This is a genomic window from Plantactinospora alkalitolerans (assembly GCF_015690345.1).
GTDB classification, from domain to species: domain Bacteria; phylum Actinomycetota; class Actinomycetes; order Mycobacteriales; family Micromonosporaceae; genus Plantactinospora; species Plantactinospora alkalitolerans.
In genome coordinates, this window is record NZ_JADPUN010000345.1 from 26122 (window position 1) to 43232 (window position 17111).

General features: G+C 71.1%; 16 protein-coding genes. 3 read left to right on the top strand and 13 right to left on the bottom strand.

What is annotated here, in order from left to right:
* The 5 genes from I0C86_RS36870 to I0C86_RS36890 form a co-directional block, all read right to left on the bottom strand.
* Positions 1-702 carry an isochorismatase family protein gene (locus I0C86_RS36870; RefSeq protein WP_196205942.1) on the bottom strand — a complete coding sequence of 234 codons (702 nt, stop codon included), beginning with the start codon at positions 700-702 and terminating at the stop codon, positions 1-3.
* Between the two features lie 36 nt (positions 703-738).
* Positions 739-1515, bottom strand: a complete 777-nt coding sequence (locus I0C86_RS36875; protein WP_196205943.1) for a 2,3-dihydro-2,3-dihydroxybenzoate dehydrogenase — start codon at positions 1513-1515, stop codon at positions 739-741.
* 119 nt (positions 1516-1634) lie between these two features.
* On the bottom strand, positions 1635-2948 hold the full coding sequence (locus I0C86_RS36880) for a phenylacetate--CoA ligase family protein (RefSeq protein WP_196205944.1): 1314 nt from the start codon (positions 2946-2948) through the stop codon (positions 1635-1637).
* Positions 2945-3706: an amidohydrolase family protein gene (locus I0C86_RS36885; RefSeq protein ID WP_196205945.1), complete on the bottom strand. Its 762-nt coding sequence runs from the start codon at positions 3704-3706 to the stop codon at positions 2945-2947. The genes I0C86_RS36880 and I0C86_RS36885 overlap by 4 nt, the downstream gene beginning before the upstream one ends.
* Positions 3703-4506, bottom strand: coding sequence for a 2-amino-3,7-dideoxy-D-threo-hept-6-ulosonate synthase (locus I0C86_RS36890; RefSeq protein ID WP_323374075.1), 804 nt, complete (start codon positions 4504-4506; stop codon positions 3703-3705). The genes I0C86_RS36885 and I0C86_RS36890 overlap by 4 nt, the downstream gene beginning before the upstream one ends.
* Before the next feature lie 290 nt (positions 4507-4796).
* Between I0C86_RS36890 and I0C86_RS36895 the strand changes: the two genes are divergently transcribed.
* On the top strand, positions 4797-5228 hold the full coding sequence (locus tag I0C86_RS36895) for a DoxX family protein (protein ID WP_196205946.1): 432 nt from the start codon (positions 4797-4799) through the stop codon (positions 5226-5228).
* A 4-nt stretch (positions 5229-5232) separates the two neighbouring features.
* The gene (locus I0C86_RS36900) at positions 5233-5934 is read left to right on the top strand and encodes an SDR family oxidoreductase (RefSeq protein ID WP_196205947.1); all 702 of its coding nucleotides are present in this window, start codon (positions 5233-5235) and stop codon (positions 5932-5934) included.
* A gap of 72 nt (positions 5935-6006) precedes the next feature.
* Here I0C86_RS36900 and I0C86_RS36905 read toward each other — a convergent pair whose 3' ends face one another.
* From I0C86_RS36905 to I0C86_RS44115, 4 genes are all read right to left on the bottom strand, one after another.
* Positions 6007-7179, bottom strand: coding sequence for an FAD-dependent monooxygenase (locus tag I0C86_RS36905; RefSeq protein ID WP_323374076.1), 1173 nt, complete (start codon positions 7177-7179; stop codon positions 6007-6009).
* Positions 7180-7182: 3 nt separating this feature from the next.
* Positions 7183-8286 (bottom strand): 3-dehydroquinate synthase II, encoded by a 1104-nt coding sequence (locus tag I0C86_RS36910; RefSeq protein ID WP_196205948.1) that lies wholly within the window; start codon positions 8284-8286, stop codon positions 7183-7185.
* Positions 8287-8317: 31 nt separating this feature from the next.
* The gene (locus I0C86_RS36915; protein ID WP_323374077.1) at positions 8318-11053 is read right to left on the bottom strand and encodes a helix-turn-helix transcriptional regulator; all 2736 of its coding nucleotides are present in this window, start codon (positions 11051-11053) and stop codon (positions 8318-8320) included.
* Positions 11054-11591: 538 nt separating this feature from the next.
* Positions 11592-11978 carry a VOC family protein gene (locus I0C86_RS44115; RefSeq protein WP_196205950.1) on the bottom strand — a complete coding sequence of 129 codons (387 nt, stop codon included), beginning with the start codon at positions 11976-11978 and terminating at the stop codon, positions 11592-11594.
* Positions 11979-12111: 133 nt separating this feature from the next.
* On the opposite strand from I0C86_RS44115, the gene I0C86_RS36925 reads away from it, so the two are divergent.
* Positions 12112-12717 carry a TetR/AcrR family transcriptional regulator gene (locus I0C86_RS36925; protein WP_196205951.1) on the top strand — a complete coding sequence of 202 codons (606 nt, stop codon included), beginning with the start codon at positions 12112-12114 and terminating at the stop codon, positions 12715-12717.
* Between the two features lie 116 nt (positions 12718-12833).
* Here the strand turns inward: I0C86_RS36925 and I0C86_RS36930 are convergent, their stop codons facing one another.
* The 4 genes from I0C86_RS36930 to I0C86_RS36945 all read right to left on the bottom strand — a co-directional run bounded on the left by I0C86_RS36930 (position 12834) and on the right by I0C86_RS36945 (position 16971).
* The gene (locus I0C86_RS36930; RefSeq protein ID WP_196205952.1) at positions 12834-13193 is read right to left on the bottom strand and encodes an MmcQ/YjbR family DNA-binding protein; all 360 of its coding nucleotides are present in this window, start codon (positions 13191-13193) and stop codon (positions 12834-12836) included.
* Positions 13194-13304: 111 nt separating this feature from the next.
* Positions 13305-15533, bottom strand: coding sequence for a xanthine dehydrogenase family protein molybdopterin-binding subunit (locus I0C86_RS36935; RefSeq protein ID WP_196205958.1), 2229 nt, complete (start codon positions 15531-15533; stop codon positions 13305-13307).
* A gap of 2 nt (positions 15534-15535) precedes the next feature.
* On the bottom strand, positions 15536-16513 hold the full coding sequence (locus I0C86_RS36940) for an FAD binding domain-containing protein (RefSeq protein WP_196205953.1): 978 nt from the start codon (positions 16511-16513) through the stop codon (positions 15536-15538).
* Positions 16510-16971 (bottom strand): (2Fe-2S)-binding protein, encoded by a 462-nt coding sequence (locus tag I0C86_RS36945; protein WP_323374081.1) that lies wholly within the window; start codon positions 16969-16971, stop codon positions 16510-16512. Before I0C86_RS36945 ends, I0C86_RS36940 begins: the two co-directional genes overlap by 4 nt.
* Between the last annotated feature and the right edge of the window lie 140 nt (positions 16972-17111).

Genomic DNA, 17111 nt, shown 5'->3' on the forward strand with positions numbered 1-17111 from the left:
TCAGCGAGCGCCGTTGGGGCACAGCGACCCCGGGCGGACGGTCGCCGGGCGAGGATGGCGCATCGAGTGGGCGAGCGCGTCGACGAGCTGGCGGGTGCTGAGCGCGACCGCGCAGCGCTGTGCGGCGTACCGCAGGGCCATCCGGTGCTCCTGGCGGGAGAAGTCTGCCACCGCGTCCGCCACGAGGAAGGGCTCGATGTCGTGCATGAAGGCGTCGCAGGCCGTCACCAGGCAGCCCACGTGTGCGTACACACCGCACAGGATCAGCTGGTCCCGGCCCCGATCCTCCATCAACTCGGCGAGTCCGGTGTGGAAGAACGCGCTGTACCGCCACTTGTCGAGCACGGTGTCCCGAGCGGTGGGCGCCAGTTCGGCGACGATCTGGGTCGACGTCGGGTCGGAGCCCATTCCGGGACCCCAGATCTCGTGCAGCAGCCCGCGTTGCACCCGGTTCATTCCGCCTGCCTGTGCGGTGTACACGATCGGGATGTCCAACGCGGCGGCCGTCACCCGCAGCAGGCGGATGTTGGCGATCAGCGCGCCGACCGGCTCCGCGTCCGGGCGGAAGAAGCTGAGAAAGTACCGCTGCATGTCGTGGATCACCAGCACCGCGCGTCGCGGGTCCGGGCGCCACGACGGCACGTTCTCCGGAAGTTCCGCCTCGCTCGGCATGGCGTACGGTGCGATGGCGGGAATAGTCATCGTCGCCCACTCCTTTCGAGAATGCCCGGCACACGCTCACACCCGTAGCGTGGCGCCGCCGTCCACGTACAGTTCCTGCATGGTGATGTGCCTGGAACGCTCCGAGGCGAGGAAGACCACGGCCTCGGCGACGTCCTCGGGATCGGCCAGCCGCCCGAGCGGCACGCCGGTGCGGTACATCGCCGGTGTTCCGTCGACCACCTGACGTGCGCCGGCTCCGCCGGTCCACATGGCCCGCTGCATCGGCGTGTCCGTCGAGCCGGGGGAGACGACGTTGCAGCGGATGCCGGCCTCGGACAGTTCCAGGCCGAGGCACTTGGTGAGCATCGCGGCGGCGGCCTTCGACGCCGCGTAGGCGGCCATGTGCATCCGGGCCACGCCGGAGACGTTCGAGCCGACCGTGACGATCGTGCCCCGGTGCCGGGGCACCATGTACCGGGCGACCGCCCGGGTAACCCGCAACACGCCACCCGCGTTCACGTCGAGCACGGCCGACCATGCCTCGTCGGTCATCTCCAGCACGGGCCCGGTACGAAGGATGCCGGCGACGTTGACCAGGATGTCGATCGGGCCCAGCTCGTCCTCGATCCGCCGCACCACGGTGTCGACGGCGGTTCGGTCGGAGACGTCCGCCGGGCAGGCGTCCGCCCGGCACCGGGCCGACCGCAGGCGCGCGACGGTCGCCTCGACGCCGGGCTCGTTCCGGTCCAGCGCCGCCACCCGGGCGCCCCGGGTCGCGAGCGCCTGCGCCACGGCGGCGCCGATGCCCTGAGCCGCACCGGTCACCAGTGCGACGCGCCCGTCGAACTCCACCTCGACTCCCCTCGGCGGTCCGGCCGATGCCGCTCGGCGGCCCGGTAGCTCCGAATCGGACCTCCTGGTCCGGGCCGGACCGCCTCCTCGCCGGACTCTCCGTCCATGTCCATCACTGTTCACTGGTACAGCAGTGCCTTGCTCCAGTCCTCGTCGGCGCCGAAGAGGCTCCGTGGCTTGACCACGTCGTGCACCGCCGTCAGTGCCCGTGCGGGCACGAGGGTGCCGGGCGGCACCGCGGTAACGGTGCAGGGCACCGCATACTCCCGGCGGATCGCCGCCGTCAGCTCCGCGCACGCCCCGGCGGCCCACCTGGGCGGAACCTCGATCTCCACCCGCAGGTCGGCGACATCCGCCCGGGCCCGCCAGAACAGCACCTCGTACTCGGCGGGCAGGCCGAAGACGAGTTCTTCGAGGCGGTGCTGGGTCACGGTGCTGCCGGCCACCGGATAGCCGAACGCGGAGCGGCCGAGCACCCGGACCGTCGGCAGATGCCATCCACACGGGCACGGCGCGTGGGAGACCTCGACGTCGTCCTCAAGGTTGTACCGCACCAGCGGCATCGCCTCGCGGTACAGCGGGCTGACCACCAGTTGCCCGGCACCGTCGGGCCGGACCGTTCCGGTTCCCGGGTCGTACACCTCGAAGATGGCCCGGTCGGCCCAGAGGTGGAGCCGCCCGGCGGAGCACTCCCCGGCCAGGCTCCCGGTCTCCGTCGAGCCGTACTCCTCGACCACCGGCACGTTCCAGATCTCGCTGATCCTGCGACGCTTGGCGGCGCTGAGCGGATCCCCGCCGACGAAGAGCGCCCGCAGTGCGGGGAAGTCCCGACCCGGATCATGGCCGGCGGCCTTCGCCGCCGCGGCCCAGAGCAGCGTCTCGGTCGCCATCGACCAGGTCAGGGTGACGCCCAGGTCGTGCAGCACCCGGATCACCCGGGAGAACGGCATGGCCAGCGAACGGTTGTCACCGGGTACGACGGTCGCACCTCGGTACCGTGCCGCCGCCTGGGCGAGGTGACCGGTGATCATCAGCGCGTACGGGGTACGGACCAGGAACAGGTCGTCGGCACCGATCGGTACCCGTTTCCGGGCGTACCGCTCGACCAGGTCGACCCAGTCCTCCTCGGTGTAGTACGACGGCGTCGGCCGGCCGGCCGTACCGCTGCTCTCGTGGTAGGTCGCGAGCCGGTCGCGTTCCACCGCCAACATCCCGAACGGGTAGCTGTCGCGCAGGTCCGCCTTGCTGGTCAACGGCAGGGCCTCGAAGTCCGTGCGGGAGGCGGGTACCCGGCCGGAGAACCGGGCGGCGTAGAACGGGGCCCGAGCCGCCCAGTTGAGCATCTCGGGCAACTGCTCGTCCTGCATGGCGATGAGTTCGGCCCTGCTGGTCCAATCACCGGTCTGGGGGAGTCGGGACATGGTCCGCGTCATGGGGCGTCCTCTCTGAGCAGTCGAACGGCGCTGGCCCAGGTGACCCGGTGCAGCTCGTCGTCGGTCAACGCCAGCGCCCGGCACTTGGCCAGTTCGACCCCGAAGTCCTGTGCCGGGTACTCCGAGCCGAACACCACCCGGTCGGCGCCGAGCCGCTGCACCGCGACCCGGGCCACCGAGGTGTAACAGCCGGACGTCTCGGCGAAGATGTTGCCGGTCTCGGCGATCGTCGCCACGGCGTGGAAGTCGATGCCGATGAAGCCACAGTGGCCGAGGACGAACCGCGCCTCGGGAAACTTGCCCGCGAGGGTCACCAGGTCGCCGACGGTCGCACCGGGTCGTCCCAGACACACGACGTAGACGGGGTGCCCGGCCTGGGCCGCGACCTCGACCAGGGCGACCGTGCGCGGGTCGTCGAGTCCGACTCCGTGCACCGCCGGGGAGATCTCCAGCCCTCGGTACGACGGCGCGGCGTCGAGATAACGGCGGGGCTGGCGGTGCGGGTTGGCGAAGTAGAACGGTGTCAACCGGCCGCCGGAGCGAGCAGAGACGGCGAGTACACGCTCGTTGTCGGCGTCGGTCTCCAGGTGGCCGCCGAAGACGATCTGCCGGGCGAGCCGGACCGGGTCTATCAGCCCGCCCGCGCAGGCCACCCCACGGGTGATGCCGTGCCGGTCCATCTCGCCCAACAGCCGATCCGCCGCCACGGAGGGGTCCTCGGGTACCGGACCGATCCGCAGGTGGAAGTCGTAGATCATCGGCTGGCCGCCGTCAACGGGGTGACCAGACGTACATCCTGGTGGATCCGGGCCGCGAGTCGTCGGGCCATCACACCTGGATCGGGAGCCTGGAAGACGTTGCGTCCCATCGCGACGCCGCTGGCTCCGGCCGAGAGCACGTCGTCCAGATACGACAGGACGGCGGCGGTGTCGGTACGCTTCGCGCCGCCGGCGACCACGACCGGGATCGGGCAGGACCGGATGATGTCGCGCATCTCGTCGGCCGAACCGGCGTACACGGTCTTGACGATGTCGGCGCCCAGATCGGCGGCGACCGTGACGGCGTGCGCGACCAGATCCGGGTCGGATGGATCGGTGATCGCCGGGCCGCGGGGGTACACCATGGCGAGTAGCGGGACGTTCCACCGATCGCACGCGTCGGCCACCGTGGCGAGATCGGCGATCTGCCGTGCCTCCTCCGACGATCCCAGGTTGACGTGCACGCTGACCGCGTCCGCGTTCAGCCTGAGGCACTCCTCGACCGTGCCGACGAGGTACTTCGCGTCCGGGTCCGGCGCCCGCGCCGTGCTCGCCGACAGGTGGACGATCAGCGATGTCCGGGTGAACCGGTGGTGGTCGACGAAGCGGAGGCTGCCTTTGTGCAGCACCACCGCGTCGACCCCGTTGCCGGCCAGTTGGCCGACCAGATGGTCGAGACCCCTGCCGTCGGTGAGCGGACCGTTGGTGACCGAGTGGTCCAGCGGCACGATGAAGATCCGCCTGCCTCCACCGAACAGCCGTCCGAGCCGGGCCTGCCGGCCGAAAGCCGCGTTGAGCACCACCAGATTCCCCTCTCCGCACGCTGTCGTTCGCGTTGCCGCGAACCGACGGTTCCGGTTCCGGCTACATGGCTGGTACCACCTGGCCGGCGAACCCTCCGCTGCCCCAAGGTTCGCCGCGATGCCCGTTCCGGTCATCACCTATTCACGGGATCCGCGGCCCGGATCGGGGATGAGGTGGTGAATCCCGCAGACGCGTGGTGCCTCCGCCACCGCGCCGGGCCTACGTTGCCGGTGATCGTCCTATCGCCGTTGCGCCCTGGACGCCGCTAGCTGGGAGGTAGACAGTCATGACCGGTAGCACCGCGATCGGTTCGAAGATGCGGGCGGAGACCGCCGAGCACGCCGGGACGGGGAAGAAGACCAATGTCGCGCTGTGGGTCCTCCAGGTGCTGGTGGCCAGCGTCTTCTTTCTCGCCGGCCTCAGCAAGATGATCTTCCCGCTGGAGATCTTCCACCAGATCGGCTGGGGGATGTGGTTCCAGTACCTGACCGGCGTGCTGGAGATGGTCGGGGCGGTCGCGCTGCTGATCCGGCGCACCTCCGGCGTGGCCGCGCTGGCCTTCGTCGGCCTGGCGATCTGCGCCGTGAACTTCCACGTCTTCGTCCTGGACTCCTCGCTGATTCCCATCGCCCTGCTCGGAATCTGCGCCGCGATCATCGCGTACGGCCGTCGACACACCATCTCCGCGTTGCTCGGCGACGTGTTCGGACGGAGGTGACCAGATGTCCACGGGCAAGCAGGTGCTTGTCATCGGTGGCACGTCCGGCATCGGGCGGGCCACCGCCGAGTTCTACGCCCGCGCCGGACACCGGGTGATCCTCTCCGGCCGTGACGCCGACCGGGCCAAGGCGGTCGCCGTCGACATCGGCGGGCACAGCCGGGGCATCGGCGTCGACCTGGCCCTCCCGGCGGAGATAGCCGGCTCGCTGCGGGACACCGGACACGTCGACCACCTGGTGCTCGCCGCGGTGGAACGCGACCAGAACTCCGTCCGGGCCTACGATCTCGACCGGGCGATCCGACTGACGACCCTGAAGTTGGTCGGCTACACGGAGGTCGTGCACGCGGTGGCCGGACGCATGACCGGCGGTGGCGCGGCGGTGCTCGTCGGCGGGCTCGCCATGACCCGGCCGTACCCGGGCTCGACGACCGTGACCACGGTGAACGGTGGCGTCGCGTCGCTCGTCCGCACGCTCGCGTTCGAACTGGCACCGCTGCGGTTCAACGCCGTACATCCGGCGCTGGTCGCCGACACGCCGTACTGGCAGGACAAGCCGCAGGCGGTCGAGGGCGCGCTCAAACGGACGCCGACCGGACGGCTCGCCACCATGGACGACATCGTCGACGCCATCGCGTTCCTGCTGGGCAACCGGGCGATGAACGGCGCCAACCTCACCATCGACTGCGGCGCCACCCTCGGCTGAGGCCAACGGTCCGAGTTCACCCGAACGGCCTACCGGTCGAGTTGCCGCCCGATCAGGCGGCAACTCGACCGGTCAGTCTTGCCGAGGAGCCGGAGGGACGGTGCAGCGCTCCGCCGCCGCCAGCTCCGCGTCGTAGCCGAACAGCCACCGCTTGTTGCGGATGTCCTGGGCGTTCCCGACTCCGGCGGCTGGACGGTGCAGGACCCGGGCGTTGGCCCGGGACAGCGCCTGCACCTCGGCCGTACGGGGCCGGCGCAGCTCCTCGTAGCGACGCAGTGCCTGGGTCGACACCTCGGGGCGCAGACACGCGGCCAGCGTCGCGGCGTCCTCGATCGCCTGGTTGGCTCCCTGCGCCATGAACGGCAGCATCGGGTGCGCGGCGTCGCCGAGCAGCGTGAGCGGGCCGGCACCCCAGCGGTCGGTGGCGTCCCGGTCGTGCAGCGCCCACCGGTGCACCCGGTCCGCGGCGGTGAACAACTGGCCGACCTCGTCGGTCCAGCCCCGGTAGGCTTCAGCCAGATTCTCGATCCGCCCCTCCGCCCGCCAGGATTCGCCCAACGGATCATCGCTCGGCACCGTCGCGGCGAAGCTGACCAGCTCCCCCCGGCGCACGGGATAGCAGACGCAGTGCCGACCCGGCCCAACCCAGATCAGCACCCGCGGGTCGGCACGCTGGAACGGCACCATCCGGGCCGGTACCAGCCCTCGGTAGACGAGCTGTCCGGAGTAGCGTGGCCGGTCGGCGACGAGCGTCGCCCGGATCACGGAGCGGATTCCGTCGGCCCCGACCACCACATCGGCGGTCACGTCGTCCCGATCCTCGAAGCGCAGCACTGCCCGATCCTGGCCGGCGGTGAGTCCGGTACAGCGGAACCCGAGCCGCAGCAGGTCCGGATCGAGCGTCCGCCGGAGCCCGTCATGCAGGTCGGCACGGTGGACCGTGTAGTACCGCGCCCCGTAGAGCTGCTCGCACCGGGCGCCGAGTTCGGTACGGTCCAGCAACGCCCCGTCATCCCAGCGACGCAACTCGACGGCCGACGGTTGGACCGCCACCTCGGCGAGGTACCGGCCGAGACCGAGGCGGTCCAGCAGCCGGGTGGCGTTCGGGGCGAGTTGGAGCCCCGCGCCGACCTCGGTCAGCCGCGACGTCTGCTCGTACACCCGAGGCCGCAGGCCCGCGCGGGCCAGCGCCGCCGCGGCGGCGAGGCCGCCGATCCCGCCGCCGACGATGGCGATGTGCCGCACCGGTCACTTCTCCAGGCAGAACTCGTTGATGGCGTACCCGACGTGTCGGGCCTCGACCGGCAGGAAGCCGAGCACCCTGTCACCGGGGCGGAGCTCGGTGGTGTTGAGTACCTGTCCACCCGGTCCGAGGACCCGGACGTGCCAGTCGTGCTGGACGATCAGGTTCACCGGCTGACCGGACGGGGCGACCGCGTCGATGCTCAGCAGCGGCCGTGTTTCGATCTTCACCCGCCCCACGGTGACCAGGCGGGTACGGCCGGCGGAGTCGACCGCGAGCACCCGACCGCCGGAGGTGAGTTCGCTGAGGTAGCTGGTTCGTTCCGCATGCGCCAGGGTGTAGGAGTGCAGTGCACCGGCGTTCACCCGGAACGGCCGGGTCGGCATGTACGGCAGGGGATGGGTCTCGCTGCAGCAGAGCACCATGCCCCGGGCGTGCGAGCCGATGAGCAGTCCCTCGTCCTCCCGGAAATGAGAGCACGTGTCGACACAGACCCGGTCGCCCATTCCGACGTCGGAGACGGCGGTGACGGTCAGCTCGACCAGTTCGACATCGGCGACGTGGGACTGGGCGGCCGTTCGCAGCCGGGTGGTGTCGCCCACGTCGGTGGCGGCCATCATGACGCCGTCGGACCCGCGTTCCAGCACACCGAACACGATCTCCGCCTCGGCCGGGTCGGCCACCATGGTCACGATGCTGCCGTCGGTGCGGTCGGCGGCGGCCAGGACGATCTCCAACGGAATCTTCGTCGGGTCGTGGAAGTGCAACACGCTCCAGGTGTCGGTCCGGGCGATGTCGCAGGCCCGTTCGAGCGTGGCCGAGTCGGTGATCTCGACGTACCGGCCGACCTCCAGATCCGGATGCTCGCGGAGCACGTCGGCGGGCCGGACTCCGGACCGGACGTCGAGGATCAGCACGTCGATGCCGTCGAAGTCGGGCGGCAGTGGCTGGTCCAGCGAGAAGTACACCCTGGTCAGCGTCGGAGGCAGTCCGGACAGGTCGTCGGGCACGTCGGACACCACGGCGTCCATCCGTTGATGGACCGCCTCCTCCAGGATCGCCTTCCGGTTCTCCTCCGCACGACGTACGTCGAGCCAGCACAGTCTCATGATCGGACTCCCTTCGGGATTGTCGGCACCCTCAGGCGGCGCTGAGGGTGTTGGCGAGGTACTGCCGGGTCAGCTCGACCCGGCTGTTGATACCGAGCTTGGCGAAGACGTGCCGGAGGTGGCTGTCCACCGTGTGCGGCGACAGGAACAACCTGTTCGCGGCCTCCCGGTTGGTCATCCCTTCGGCGATCACCTCGACGACGCGTAGCTCGGACTGGGTCAGGCTGAGCCATCCCTCGACCGGCCGGGGCGGCGCGGCGAGGTTCACTCCGCACAACAGCCGCCGGGCGCGAACGACGTCGTAGGTGGCGCCGCTGCGGCCGTACGTCTCGACCGCCTCCCCAAGCAACGCCGCCGCCTCGGTGAGGTTGCCGGCACCCTGCTCGGCCCGGGCGGCGTCCTCGAGCGCCGAGGCCCGCGCGAGGGGTCGGGTACTGGTCCGGAAGTGATCCACGGCGCGGCGCAGGGCCGGCAGGTCGCCGCGTAGCACCCCGTCTGCGTGCGCGGCCGCTCCGGCCAGCGATGCCACGCTCGGGTTGTGGTCGGCCAGGCAGCGTGCCGTTGCGGCAACCGCCTCGGCCATGCTCTGCTCGCCGGCCCGGCGGGCGATGCGGACCAGGGCCGGTGCGGCCTGTGGCTGCTCGGTGAGCAGCAGTGCGCGGGAGGCTGTCCCGGCGTACACCCAGGCGAGTTTGTCCAGCGCTGCCGCTGGTTCGCCGCCGGCCTCATCGAGGGCGGCACTGGCCCAGGCCAGGTTCACCGCCGGGACGCCGACGCTGCCATCGGTCGCGGGGGCATGTCGTAGATGGGTTCGCGCCACCGCCAGGTCGTCCCGGCGGATCGCGATCTGTGCCAACAGTGCCCGCAGCACGACCAGTAGCTGGGGTGGGGCATCGTTGTCGACGAGGTCGAGCGCCGCGCCGGCCTCGTCACCGGCCTCGGCCAGCCGACCGGCCGCCGCGCAGAGCTCCGCCCGGTGATAGTGCCAGAGCGCCTGTGACCAGTCCGGGCCGAACCGGGCGGCGCCCCGCCGCGCCGCCGTGTAGACGACGTCGGCCTCGGCCAGCCGGTCCGCGCCGGTCAGACCCCGAGCGAGCCAGAGCCAGGGCTGCGGTGGACAGGTCGGGTCGACCGGATCGGACGCGGGTAGGTAGGGCCGATCATGGTGCACCATCTCAACCGGCTGCCGCACACCCGATTCGACCGGGTCGGCGCCGACGAGCTGTGCGTGTGCCTGCACGGTCAGCAGCTCCGCGCGGATCGCGGTGGGCAGGCCGGGCCGGTCGAGGGCACGCCGCGAGTAGTGCACGGCGGCCACGTTGTCGCCAACACACTGGACGGCCTCGGCGAGGCCGAGCAGGAGTCGGGCCTCCGCCTGCGGGGCGAGACCCGCGCCGAGTGCCAGCTCACCCAGCTGCCGGGCTTCCGGCAGCCGACCGGCGGAGGCCAGGATGCGCACGGCCTCCGCGATCAGTTGGGGGCGGTCGGCTCCCTGCTCGCCGAGCTGGTCGAGTACGTGCACCACCACGTCGGCAGCGGCGGCCGGGTCGGGTCCGGCCGGAGGTGGCCCCGTCGGCTCACCGGCAGGTCCGGGTCGGACGGGTGTCCTCGGCCGCGGCACCGGCCGGTTGGGTGCCTTCGGTCCGGCGGCCGGCCGGGCGCGGGTCGCCGGCTCGGGCTCCACCGGCCTGCCACCCCGCGACAGGTGGACGGCGACCTCGTCCGGCGGACGACCCTCCTGTTGCGCCATCCGGGCCGCCTCGCGGTGCAGCGCCAGCCGCACGGGCCGGCAGGTACGGCGGTAGACGGCCTCGCGGACGAGGTCCTGGTGGAAGTCCAGCTCCCCGCCGCGGTCGGTCAGCATGCCGGCGTCGACCAGTTCCGTCGTCGCCGGGACGACGTCGACGGCGCCGCGGCCGACCAGTCCCGCCGCCTCGTGCACGGTGAAGGGCCGGTCGAGGACCGCGCAGGCCTGTAGTAGGCGACGTGCCTCGTCGGTGAGGTCGTGCAGCCGTCGGTCGACCTCGTCGAGAAACGTCGTGGGCATCTCGTCCCACCGACCGTGCCGGGCGACGGTGCCGAGTAGTTCGTTGAGCAGGAACGGGTTGCCGCCCGCGCGATTGGCGAGGGCGAGCAGTTGGGGTCCGGGTGGGTTGCGCAGCACGGTCAGGCAGAGTTCGGCCACGGATTGCTCGTCGAGGGGGCCGAGCGGTAACCGGCAGGCGCCCTCGTCCACCAGGCGGTCGATCACCACCCGGCCGGGTGCGTCGGGCCTCGGTGCACGGCTGGCCACCAGCCAGAGGATGCGGGAGTGGGCGAGTGCCGGCACCAGCGCGGCCAACACGACGGCGCTGAGGTGGTCGATCCATTGTGCGTCGTCGAGCAGCAGGACGACGGGCTGGTTCGTCGCGGATCGTCCGAGCTGTTCGCTGAGGGCTCGGACCAGTTCCACCGGGTTGGGTTCGTGTCCGTTCAGGTCCGACGACAGGGTTGCGTGGTCGGCTCTGGTCGGTACCCCGGAGGTGAACGGGACCAGCGTGCTGAGCGGCGCGGCCCGGTCCAGTGCGCTGGCCCGTCCGGGAATTACCGCCATTCCGTGGGCGACGGCCAGCGCCGTCCCCTCCTCGAGCAGTCGGCTCTTGCCGATGCCGATCGGCCCCTGGATGAGCACACAGCGTCCCGCCCCCCGCGTTACGGTCGCCATTTCTCGGCTCAGTACGTCGAGTGTGGCTTTCCGGCCCACGATTGGAGATCCGTCCCCATTCACTGTCCCTCCCCCGGATGATTGCGCCAGACGGTGTCCCAAGCCGTATACAATGTCCTATAAGGTGTGTAGGAGTGCCGATCGGTCGCACACCAGTTGACCGGAGCCCGTTGTTACGCAGGGCAAAAGCTGCCGCCGCAAGCTTTTGCGGGTGGCATATGGTGCTACGTAAATCCCCTGGGGGTGACGTAACCACGGGTACCTATCATCGTCAAGTTGAGCGATGAACATGGCGTATCCGCGCCATTTGGCCGGTTAAATCGAATGATCGAATAGCCGACATGGGAGTCTCGGTGGGACGAAATGGCGTGGGGGCGACGTCCAGCAAATGGGCATGGTTCGCCGTCAATATCGCCGCAAGATGATCGGTGACGACGCCTGCCGAGCCGGCCGCCGACGTCACGCCGTCAGCGGTCGGCCGCTCCGAACGTGGATGTCGCGTCGTGGCGACCTTACTGTGGCGGAGCCGGTGGGTGGGGCCGGCGCGGACCGGCCGTAGGCCGGGGCGCGGCCGGTGATCCCGGCCGTTGCCCCGGACCGGCTATCGGCCGCTGGCGGGCTCGAAGAGTTCCACCGCATTGCCCGACGGGTCGTCCACCAGGATCTGCTTGCCACCTCGGCCCTCGACGATCTCGTTGCGGAACGGGATGCCGGCGGCCTTGAGCTTGTCGACCATCTCCGCCAGATCTGGAACCTCGATCTGAAAGCGGTTCCAGCCGCCCGGCTCGGGCCGGCGGCCGTCCGGCATCGCCTGCGCCGCACCACCCGGGCCACCGGGCGAGTTGAGCAGCAGGCGGAGTTCTCCCCGGGTCAGCATCGCGAAGCCGGGTGCCGGTTCCATTGCCTCCGCAAAGCCCAGGTGTTCGGTGTAGAAGGCTGACGCCGTTGCGACGTCGTCGACGATGTAGCGCACGCTCACGGCCACCACGGGCTCGCCTCCTTGGTTGATGTGGCAACGAACTGGGCACCGATGGGCGTACCTGGCTGCCGCCAACAACTTCACATCATGTGCATATCCTAGACCGGGGAGCCGGGCGGCGCAGCGGATGGAGGCATCACGGGTGACGATCAGGGAGCCACGCAACGAACGGAGCCGGCGCACCCGTGCCGCGATCCTCGGCGCCACCCGTGCGCTGCTGGAGGACGGCGGGCTGTCCAGCCTCACCATGGCCGCCGTCGCCGACCGGGCCGAGATCTCCCGACGCGCCGTCTACCTGCACTTTGATTCCCGGTCACGCCTGCTCGCGGCGCTGTTCGACCACGTGAACGAGACGGAGGGCCTGGCCGAGTCCAGCCGGCCGGTACTGGAGGCGCCCGACGCGGTCAGCGCGCTGATGGAGTGGGCCGATCACCTGGCCCGCTATCACCCTCGGCTCGTCCCGATCACCCGGGCGATCGAGCGGGCCCGGGACACCGACCCGGACGCGGCGGCGCTGTGGGACATGATCATGGCGGACTGGCTCGCCGCCTGTGAACACCTCGCGGATCGCCTCAAGCGGGAGGGCCGGCTGGCCGCTCCCTGGACGGCGCGGCACGCCGCCGATCTGCTGTGGGCGCTGATGTCGGTCGACGTCTGCGAGCGGCTTGTCGGAGATCGACGCTGGACGTCGCGGCGTTACGGCGACCGCCTCGGCATGCTGCTGCGCGCCACCCTGGTCTCCGAGTGACCGCACGGCTCTCCGAGTGACCGCACGGCCGGACCGGTCACCGCGTGGCATTCCGGTCTGGTCCGGGGACGGTCCGTCGTCGGGTAGGCCCCGAGCCTTCGCCGCCCCGCCGCTGGTCACCGGGGCGGGGCCACCGGCCGGTCCCGTTTCGGCAGCTTGCCGACCACCGTGTCGTAGGAGGCGTCGACGGCCTCCAGCAGTTCGTCGTCGGGGATCGCGCCGCCGATCCGCAGGGTGTTCCAGCCGGAGCGGCCGATGTAGGCGGTCACCGAGGCGTCCTCCGGATAGCGCAGCAGCCACTCGTCGGCCGCCTCCCGGTTCGGGCCGCACTTGAGGCCGACGCTGGAACCGGACTGCTCGCCGAGGAAGGCGAAGATCTTGGGGCCGACCTTCACCACGACGTCACCCTCCCAGGGCTCGTCCTGCCACGCGCCGGGCTTGGCCAGACAGTAGGCGCGGATCTCCTCCCACGTCACGCCGGCTCCTCCCGATCGCTGGATGCCTGTCGACGAACAGCCTGTCAGACCGTCCGCCTGCGGCGGACGTCGGAGTCCTTCGACTCGACGGGCCGGCGGACGTACCCGCGGTCAGTCCAGGAGCTTGTCCAGGGTGATCGGCAGGTCGCGGATCCGCCGCCCGGTGGCGTGGTGGATCGCGTTGCCGATCGCGGCGGCGACGCCGACCGTGCCGACCTCGCCGATCCCGCGCGCACCGAGCGGATTGAACAGGGTGTCCGGATGGTTCAGGAAGTGAACGTCGATCGGTGGTACGTCCGCGTTCACCGGCAGCAGGTACTCGGCGAGGTTGGCGTTGGCGATCCGGCCGGTCGCCGGTTCCACCTGGGCACCCTCCAGCAGCGCCTGCCCGATGCCGAAGATCACGCCGCCGATGATCTGGCTGCGCGCGGTCTTGGCGTTGACGATGGCGCCGCCGTCGATGACGGTGGTGATCCGGGCGAGTCGGGGCTCACCGGTCCACCGGTTGACCCGGACCTCGCAGAAGTGTGCCCCGAACGAGGTGAAGGCGTGCTGCCCGTGCTCGGGGCCCGGTGCCGTCGAACCGGTCGCCTCGACGCCGGCCACGTCGACCGCCTGGAGCAGGGCGGCGAACCCGATCCGCCGGCCCGGGGCGACGAGGTCGCCACGGTCGTACCGGACGTCGGCGGCGGGCACGCCGTGCAGCGGCGAGCGTTCGTGCGTGACGGCGAGCTTGATCAGTTCGGTGCTGGCGGCCTCGGCGGCGACGGCGACGGCCGGCCCGGTGCTGGCGGTGGCGCCCGAGCCGAACGCCCCGATGTTGGCGGCCAGGGTGGAGTCGCCGAGGTCGGTACGGATCCGGTCGACCGGCAGGCCGAGCGCCTCGGAGCCGAGTACGGCCAGCACCGTCCACATCCCCGTTCCGAGGTCGGCGGTGGCGCTGGAGACCGCCACGTCCCCGTCGGCCTGGAACCGCACCTTCACCGACGCCGGAAAGCGCTCCGCCGGATACACGGCGCTGGCCGTCCCCGTCCCGACCAGCCACTCGCCGCGTACGTCGGATCGGGGTGCCGGATCGCGCCGGTCCCAGCCGAACCGCCGCGCGCCGACCCGGTAGCACTCGTCGAGGTGCTTGCTGGACCACGGCACGTTCCGCCCGGGGTACACCGTCGCGTCGTTCCGCAACCGCAGGGCGACGGGATCCATCCCCAGCTCGACCGCGAGTTCGTCCAGGGCGGTTTCCAGGGCGAACGAGCCGGACTCCTGCCCCGGCGCCCGCATCCAGGTCGGTGGCGGTACGTCCAGCGTCACGATCTTCTGGTCGAGGTGGATGTTCTCGGCCCGGTAGAGGTAGCGGGAGGTGGTGTGCGGCGAGGTCTCGAAGATTCCGCCCGAGGTGGACTGGCTGGAGTACGCCTGGTGCTTGACGGCGACGAGGGTGCCGTCGCGGCGGGCGCCCAGCGTGACCGTCTGCCGCACCGCCGAGCGGTTTCCGGTGACCGTGAAGGTCTGTTCCCGGGTCAGCACGACCTTGACCGGCCGACCGAGCGTACGGGCGGCGGCCGCCGCGAGCAGCGGATGCGCCCAGGTCGCGATCTTGTTGCCGAAGCCACCGCCGACGTGTGGACTGATCACCCGCACCCGGGCCGGTTCGACGCCGAGGGCGGCGGCGATGGTGCCGAGGGTCAGCGACGCGCTCTGGGTGCCGTTGTAGAGCGTGAGCTGGTCGTCCTGCCAGACCGCCACCGTGGCGTGCGGCTCCATCGCGCTGTGGTGCTTCATCGGCTGGCTGTAGGTGCCGGAGACGGTCACCTCGCTGGATGCCAGCGCCTCGTCGATGGTGCCTACCCCGTCGGCGAGCAGGTTCAGCACCGCCGGCTCGCCGTTGACCCGCCCCGGGTCGGTGGCGCGCGGGATCCCGTCCGGCAGGGACGCCGCCGGTGGGCGTACGTCGTAGTCCGCGCTGACCAGCGCCGCGGCGTCCCGGGCCTGTTCGAAGGTCTCCGCCACGACGAGACCGATGGCCTGCCCGTGGTAGCGCACCTCGGCGTCCTGCAACGGCAGCCAACTGTGGCCCACGCTGAACGGGTTGCCGCCGCCGTTCAGTTTCAGCGGATGGAACGGGGTGAACACCGCGAGTACCCCGGGCGCGCGCTGCGCGGCGGCGACGTCCATCGACCGGATCGTGCCGAGGGCCACCGTGCTGAGCAGCAGGTAGCCGTGCGCGGCGCGTTCGGCGAGGTGGTCGGCACTGTACCGGGCTCCGCCGGTGACCTTGAGGCGACCGTCGACCCGGTTCACCGACACCGTCCGGGCCGCGCCCTGTGCTGCGCTCTGCATGGTCAACCCGCCAGGTTCGTCAGGGCGCGCACGATGGTGCGCCGGACCAGCGTCACCTTGAATCGGTTGTGTGCCAGCGGCCGGGCGTCCGCGACGGCCCGCGCGGCGGCGGCCTCGACGGCGTCCGGACGCGGGGACATCCCGCGCAGGGCCTCCTCCACCTCCGGCAGCCGCCAGGGCCGGGTACCGACGCCGCCGACCGCCAGCCGTACGTCCCGGATGACGCCGTCGCGCAGGTCCAGGGCCACGGCGGCGGAGGCGAGGGCGAACTCGTACGACTGCCGGTCACGGATCTTCAGGTACGCCGACCGGCGGGCCCAGGCCAGTTCCGGCACCGTCACCCGGGTGACCAGTTCCCCGGGACGTAGGTCGTGCTCGAGCTGCGGAGTGTCCCCGGGCAGCCGGTAGAAGTCGGCGAGCCGGACGTCCCGGGTTCCGTCCCGGCCGACCAGCCGGACCGAGGCGTCCAGTGCGACCAGCGCCACCGCCAGATCGCTGGGATGGGTGGCGACACAGGAGTCGCTGGTGCCGAGGATCGCGTGTCCCCGGTTCTCGCCCCCGATCGCGGGGCAGCCGGAACCGGGCTCCCGTTTGTTGCACGGTGTACTGGTGTCCCGGAAGTAGCCGCAGCGGACCCGTTGCAGCAGGTTGCCGCCGATGCTCGCCATGTTGCGCAGTTGGGGCGACGCGCTGCGGGACAACGCCTGTGCGATCACCGGGTAGCGCGCGGTCACCAGCGGATGGACGGCCACGTCGCTCATCCGCTCGAGCGCTCCGATGTGCAGGCCACTCCGGTCGGTGGTGACACCGCGCAGCGGAAGGCGGTTGATGTCCACCACCTGGCGCGGGGTCATCACGTCGAGCTTCATCAGGTCGACCAGCGTGGTCCCGCCGGCCAGGTAGGCGGAACCGGCGCCACTTCCGGCCCTGGTCAGTGCCTGGCCGAGAGTTTCGGCGACCGCGAAGTCGAAGGCTCTCATCGGTCCGCCCCGTCCCGCCGGGCCGTCCGGACCGCGGCCACGATGTTGTCGTACGCCCCGCAGCGGCAGATGTTGCCCGACATGTGCTCGCGGATCTCGTCGTCGGAGTGGGTGTGGCCCTCGTCCACCAGCGCCACCGCCGACATGATCTGGCCGGAGGTGCAGAATCCACACTGGAACGCGTCACAGTCGATGAACGCCTGCTGCATCGGGTGCAGCCGGTCGCCGTCGGCCAGCCCCTCCACCGTGGTGACCCGGCGGCCGGCGGTGGCCACCGCCAGGGTCAGGCAGGACAGCACCCGGCGACCGTCGACGTGCACGGTGCAGGCCCCGCACTGGCCACGGTCGCAGCCCTTCTTGGAACCGGTAAGTGCCAGGCGCTCCCGGAGCGCGTCTAGCAGGGTGACCCGGGAATCGACCTGGAGCCGCTCGGCACGACCGTTGACCACCAGCCGGATCTCGACCGGAGAGTTCCCCGCCGCCTCGGGCGCGGGTGCCGCGATGGCCGGTTCGGCCAGTTCGGCACCGGCCACGGGTCCGGCCGCCGCACCGACGGCGAGGCCGGCCGACGCGGCGGCGGTCCCGCGCAGCACACCAC

Coding starts and splice junctions, on each gene's coding strand:
- I0C86_RS36870 (WP_196205942.1), bottom strand. CDS start 702: ATGACTATTCCCGCCATCGCACCGTACGCCATGCCGAGCGAGGCGGAA.
- I0C86_RS36880 (WP_196205944.1), bottom strand. CDS start 2,948: ATGACGCGGACCATGTCCCGACTCCCCCAGACCGGTGATTGGACCAGC.
- I0C86_RS36885 (WP_196205945.1), bottom strand. CDS start 3,706: ATGATCTACGACTTCCACCTGCGGATCGGTCCGGTACCCGAGGACCCC.
- I0C86_RS36895 (WP_196205946.1), top strand. CDS start 4,797: ATGACCGGTAGCACCGCGATCGGTTCGAAGATGCGGGCGGAGACCGCC.
- I0C86_RS36900 (WP_196205947.1), top strand. CDS start 5,233: ATGTCCACGGGCAAGCAGGTGCTTGTCATCGGTGGCACGTCCGGCATC.
- I0C86_RS36910 (WP_196205948.1), bottom strand. CDS start 8,286: ATGAGACTGTGCTGGCTCGACGTACGTCGTGCGGAGGAGAACCGGAAG.
- I0C86_RS36935 (WP_196205958.1), bottom strand. CDS start 15,533: ATGCAGAGCGCAGCACAGGGCGCGGCCCGGACGGTGTCGGTGAACCGG.
- I0C86_RS36940 (WP_196205953.1), bottom strand. CDS start 16,513: ATGAGAGCCTTCGACTTCGCGGTCGCCGAAACTCTCGGCCAGGCACTG.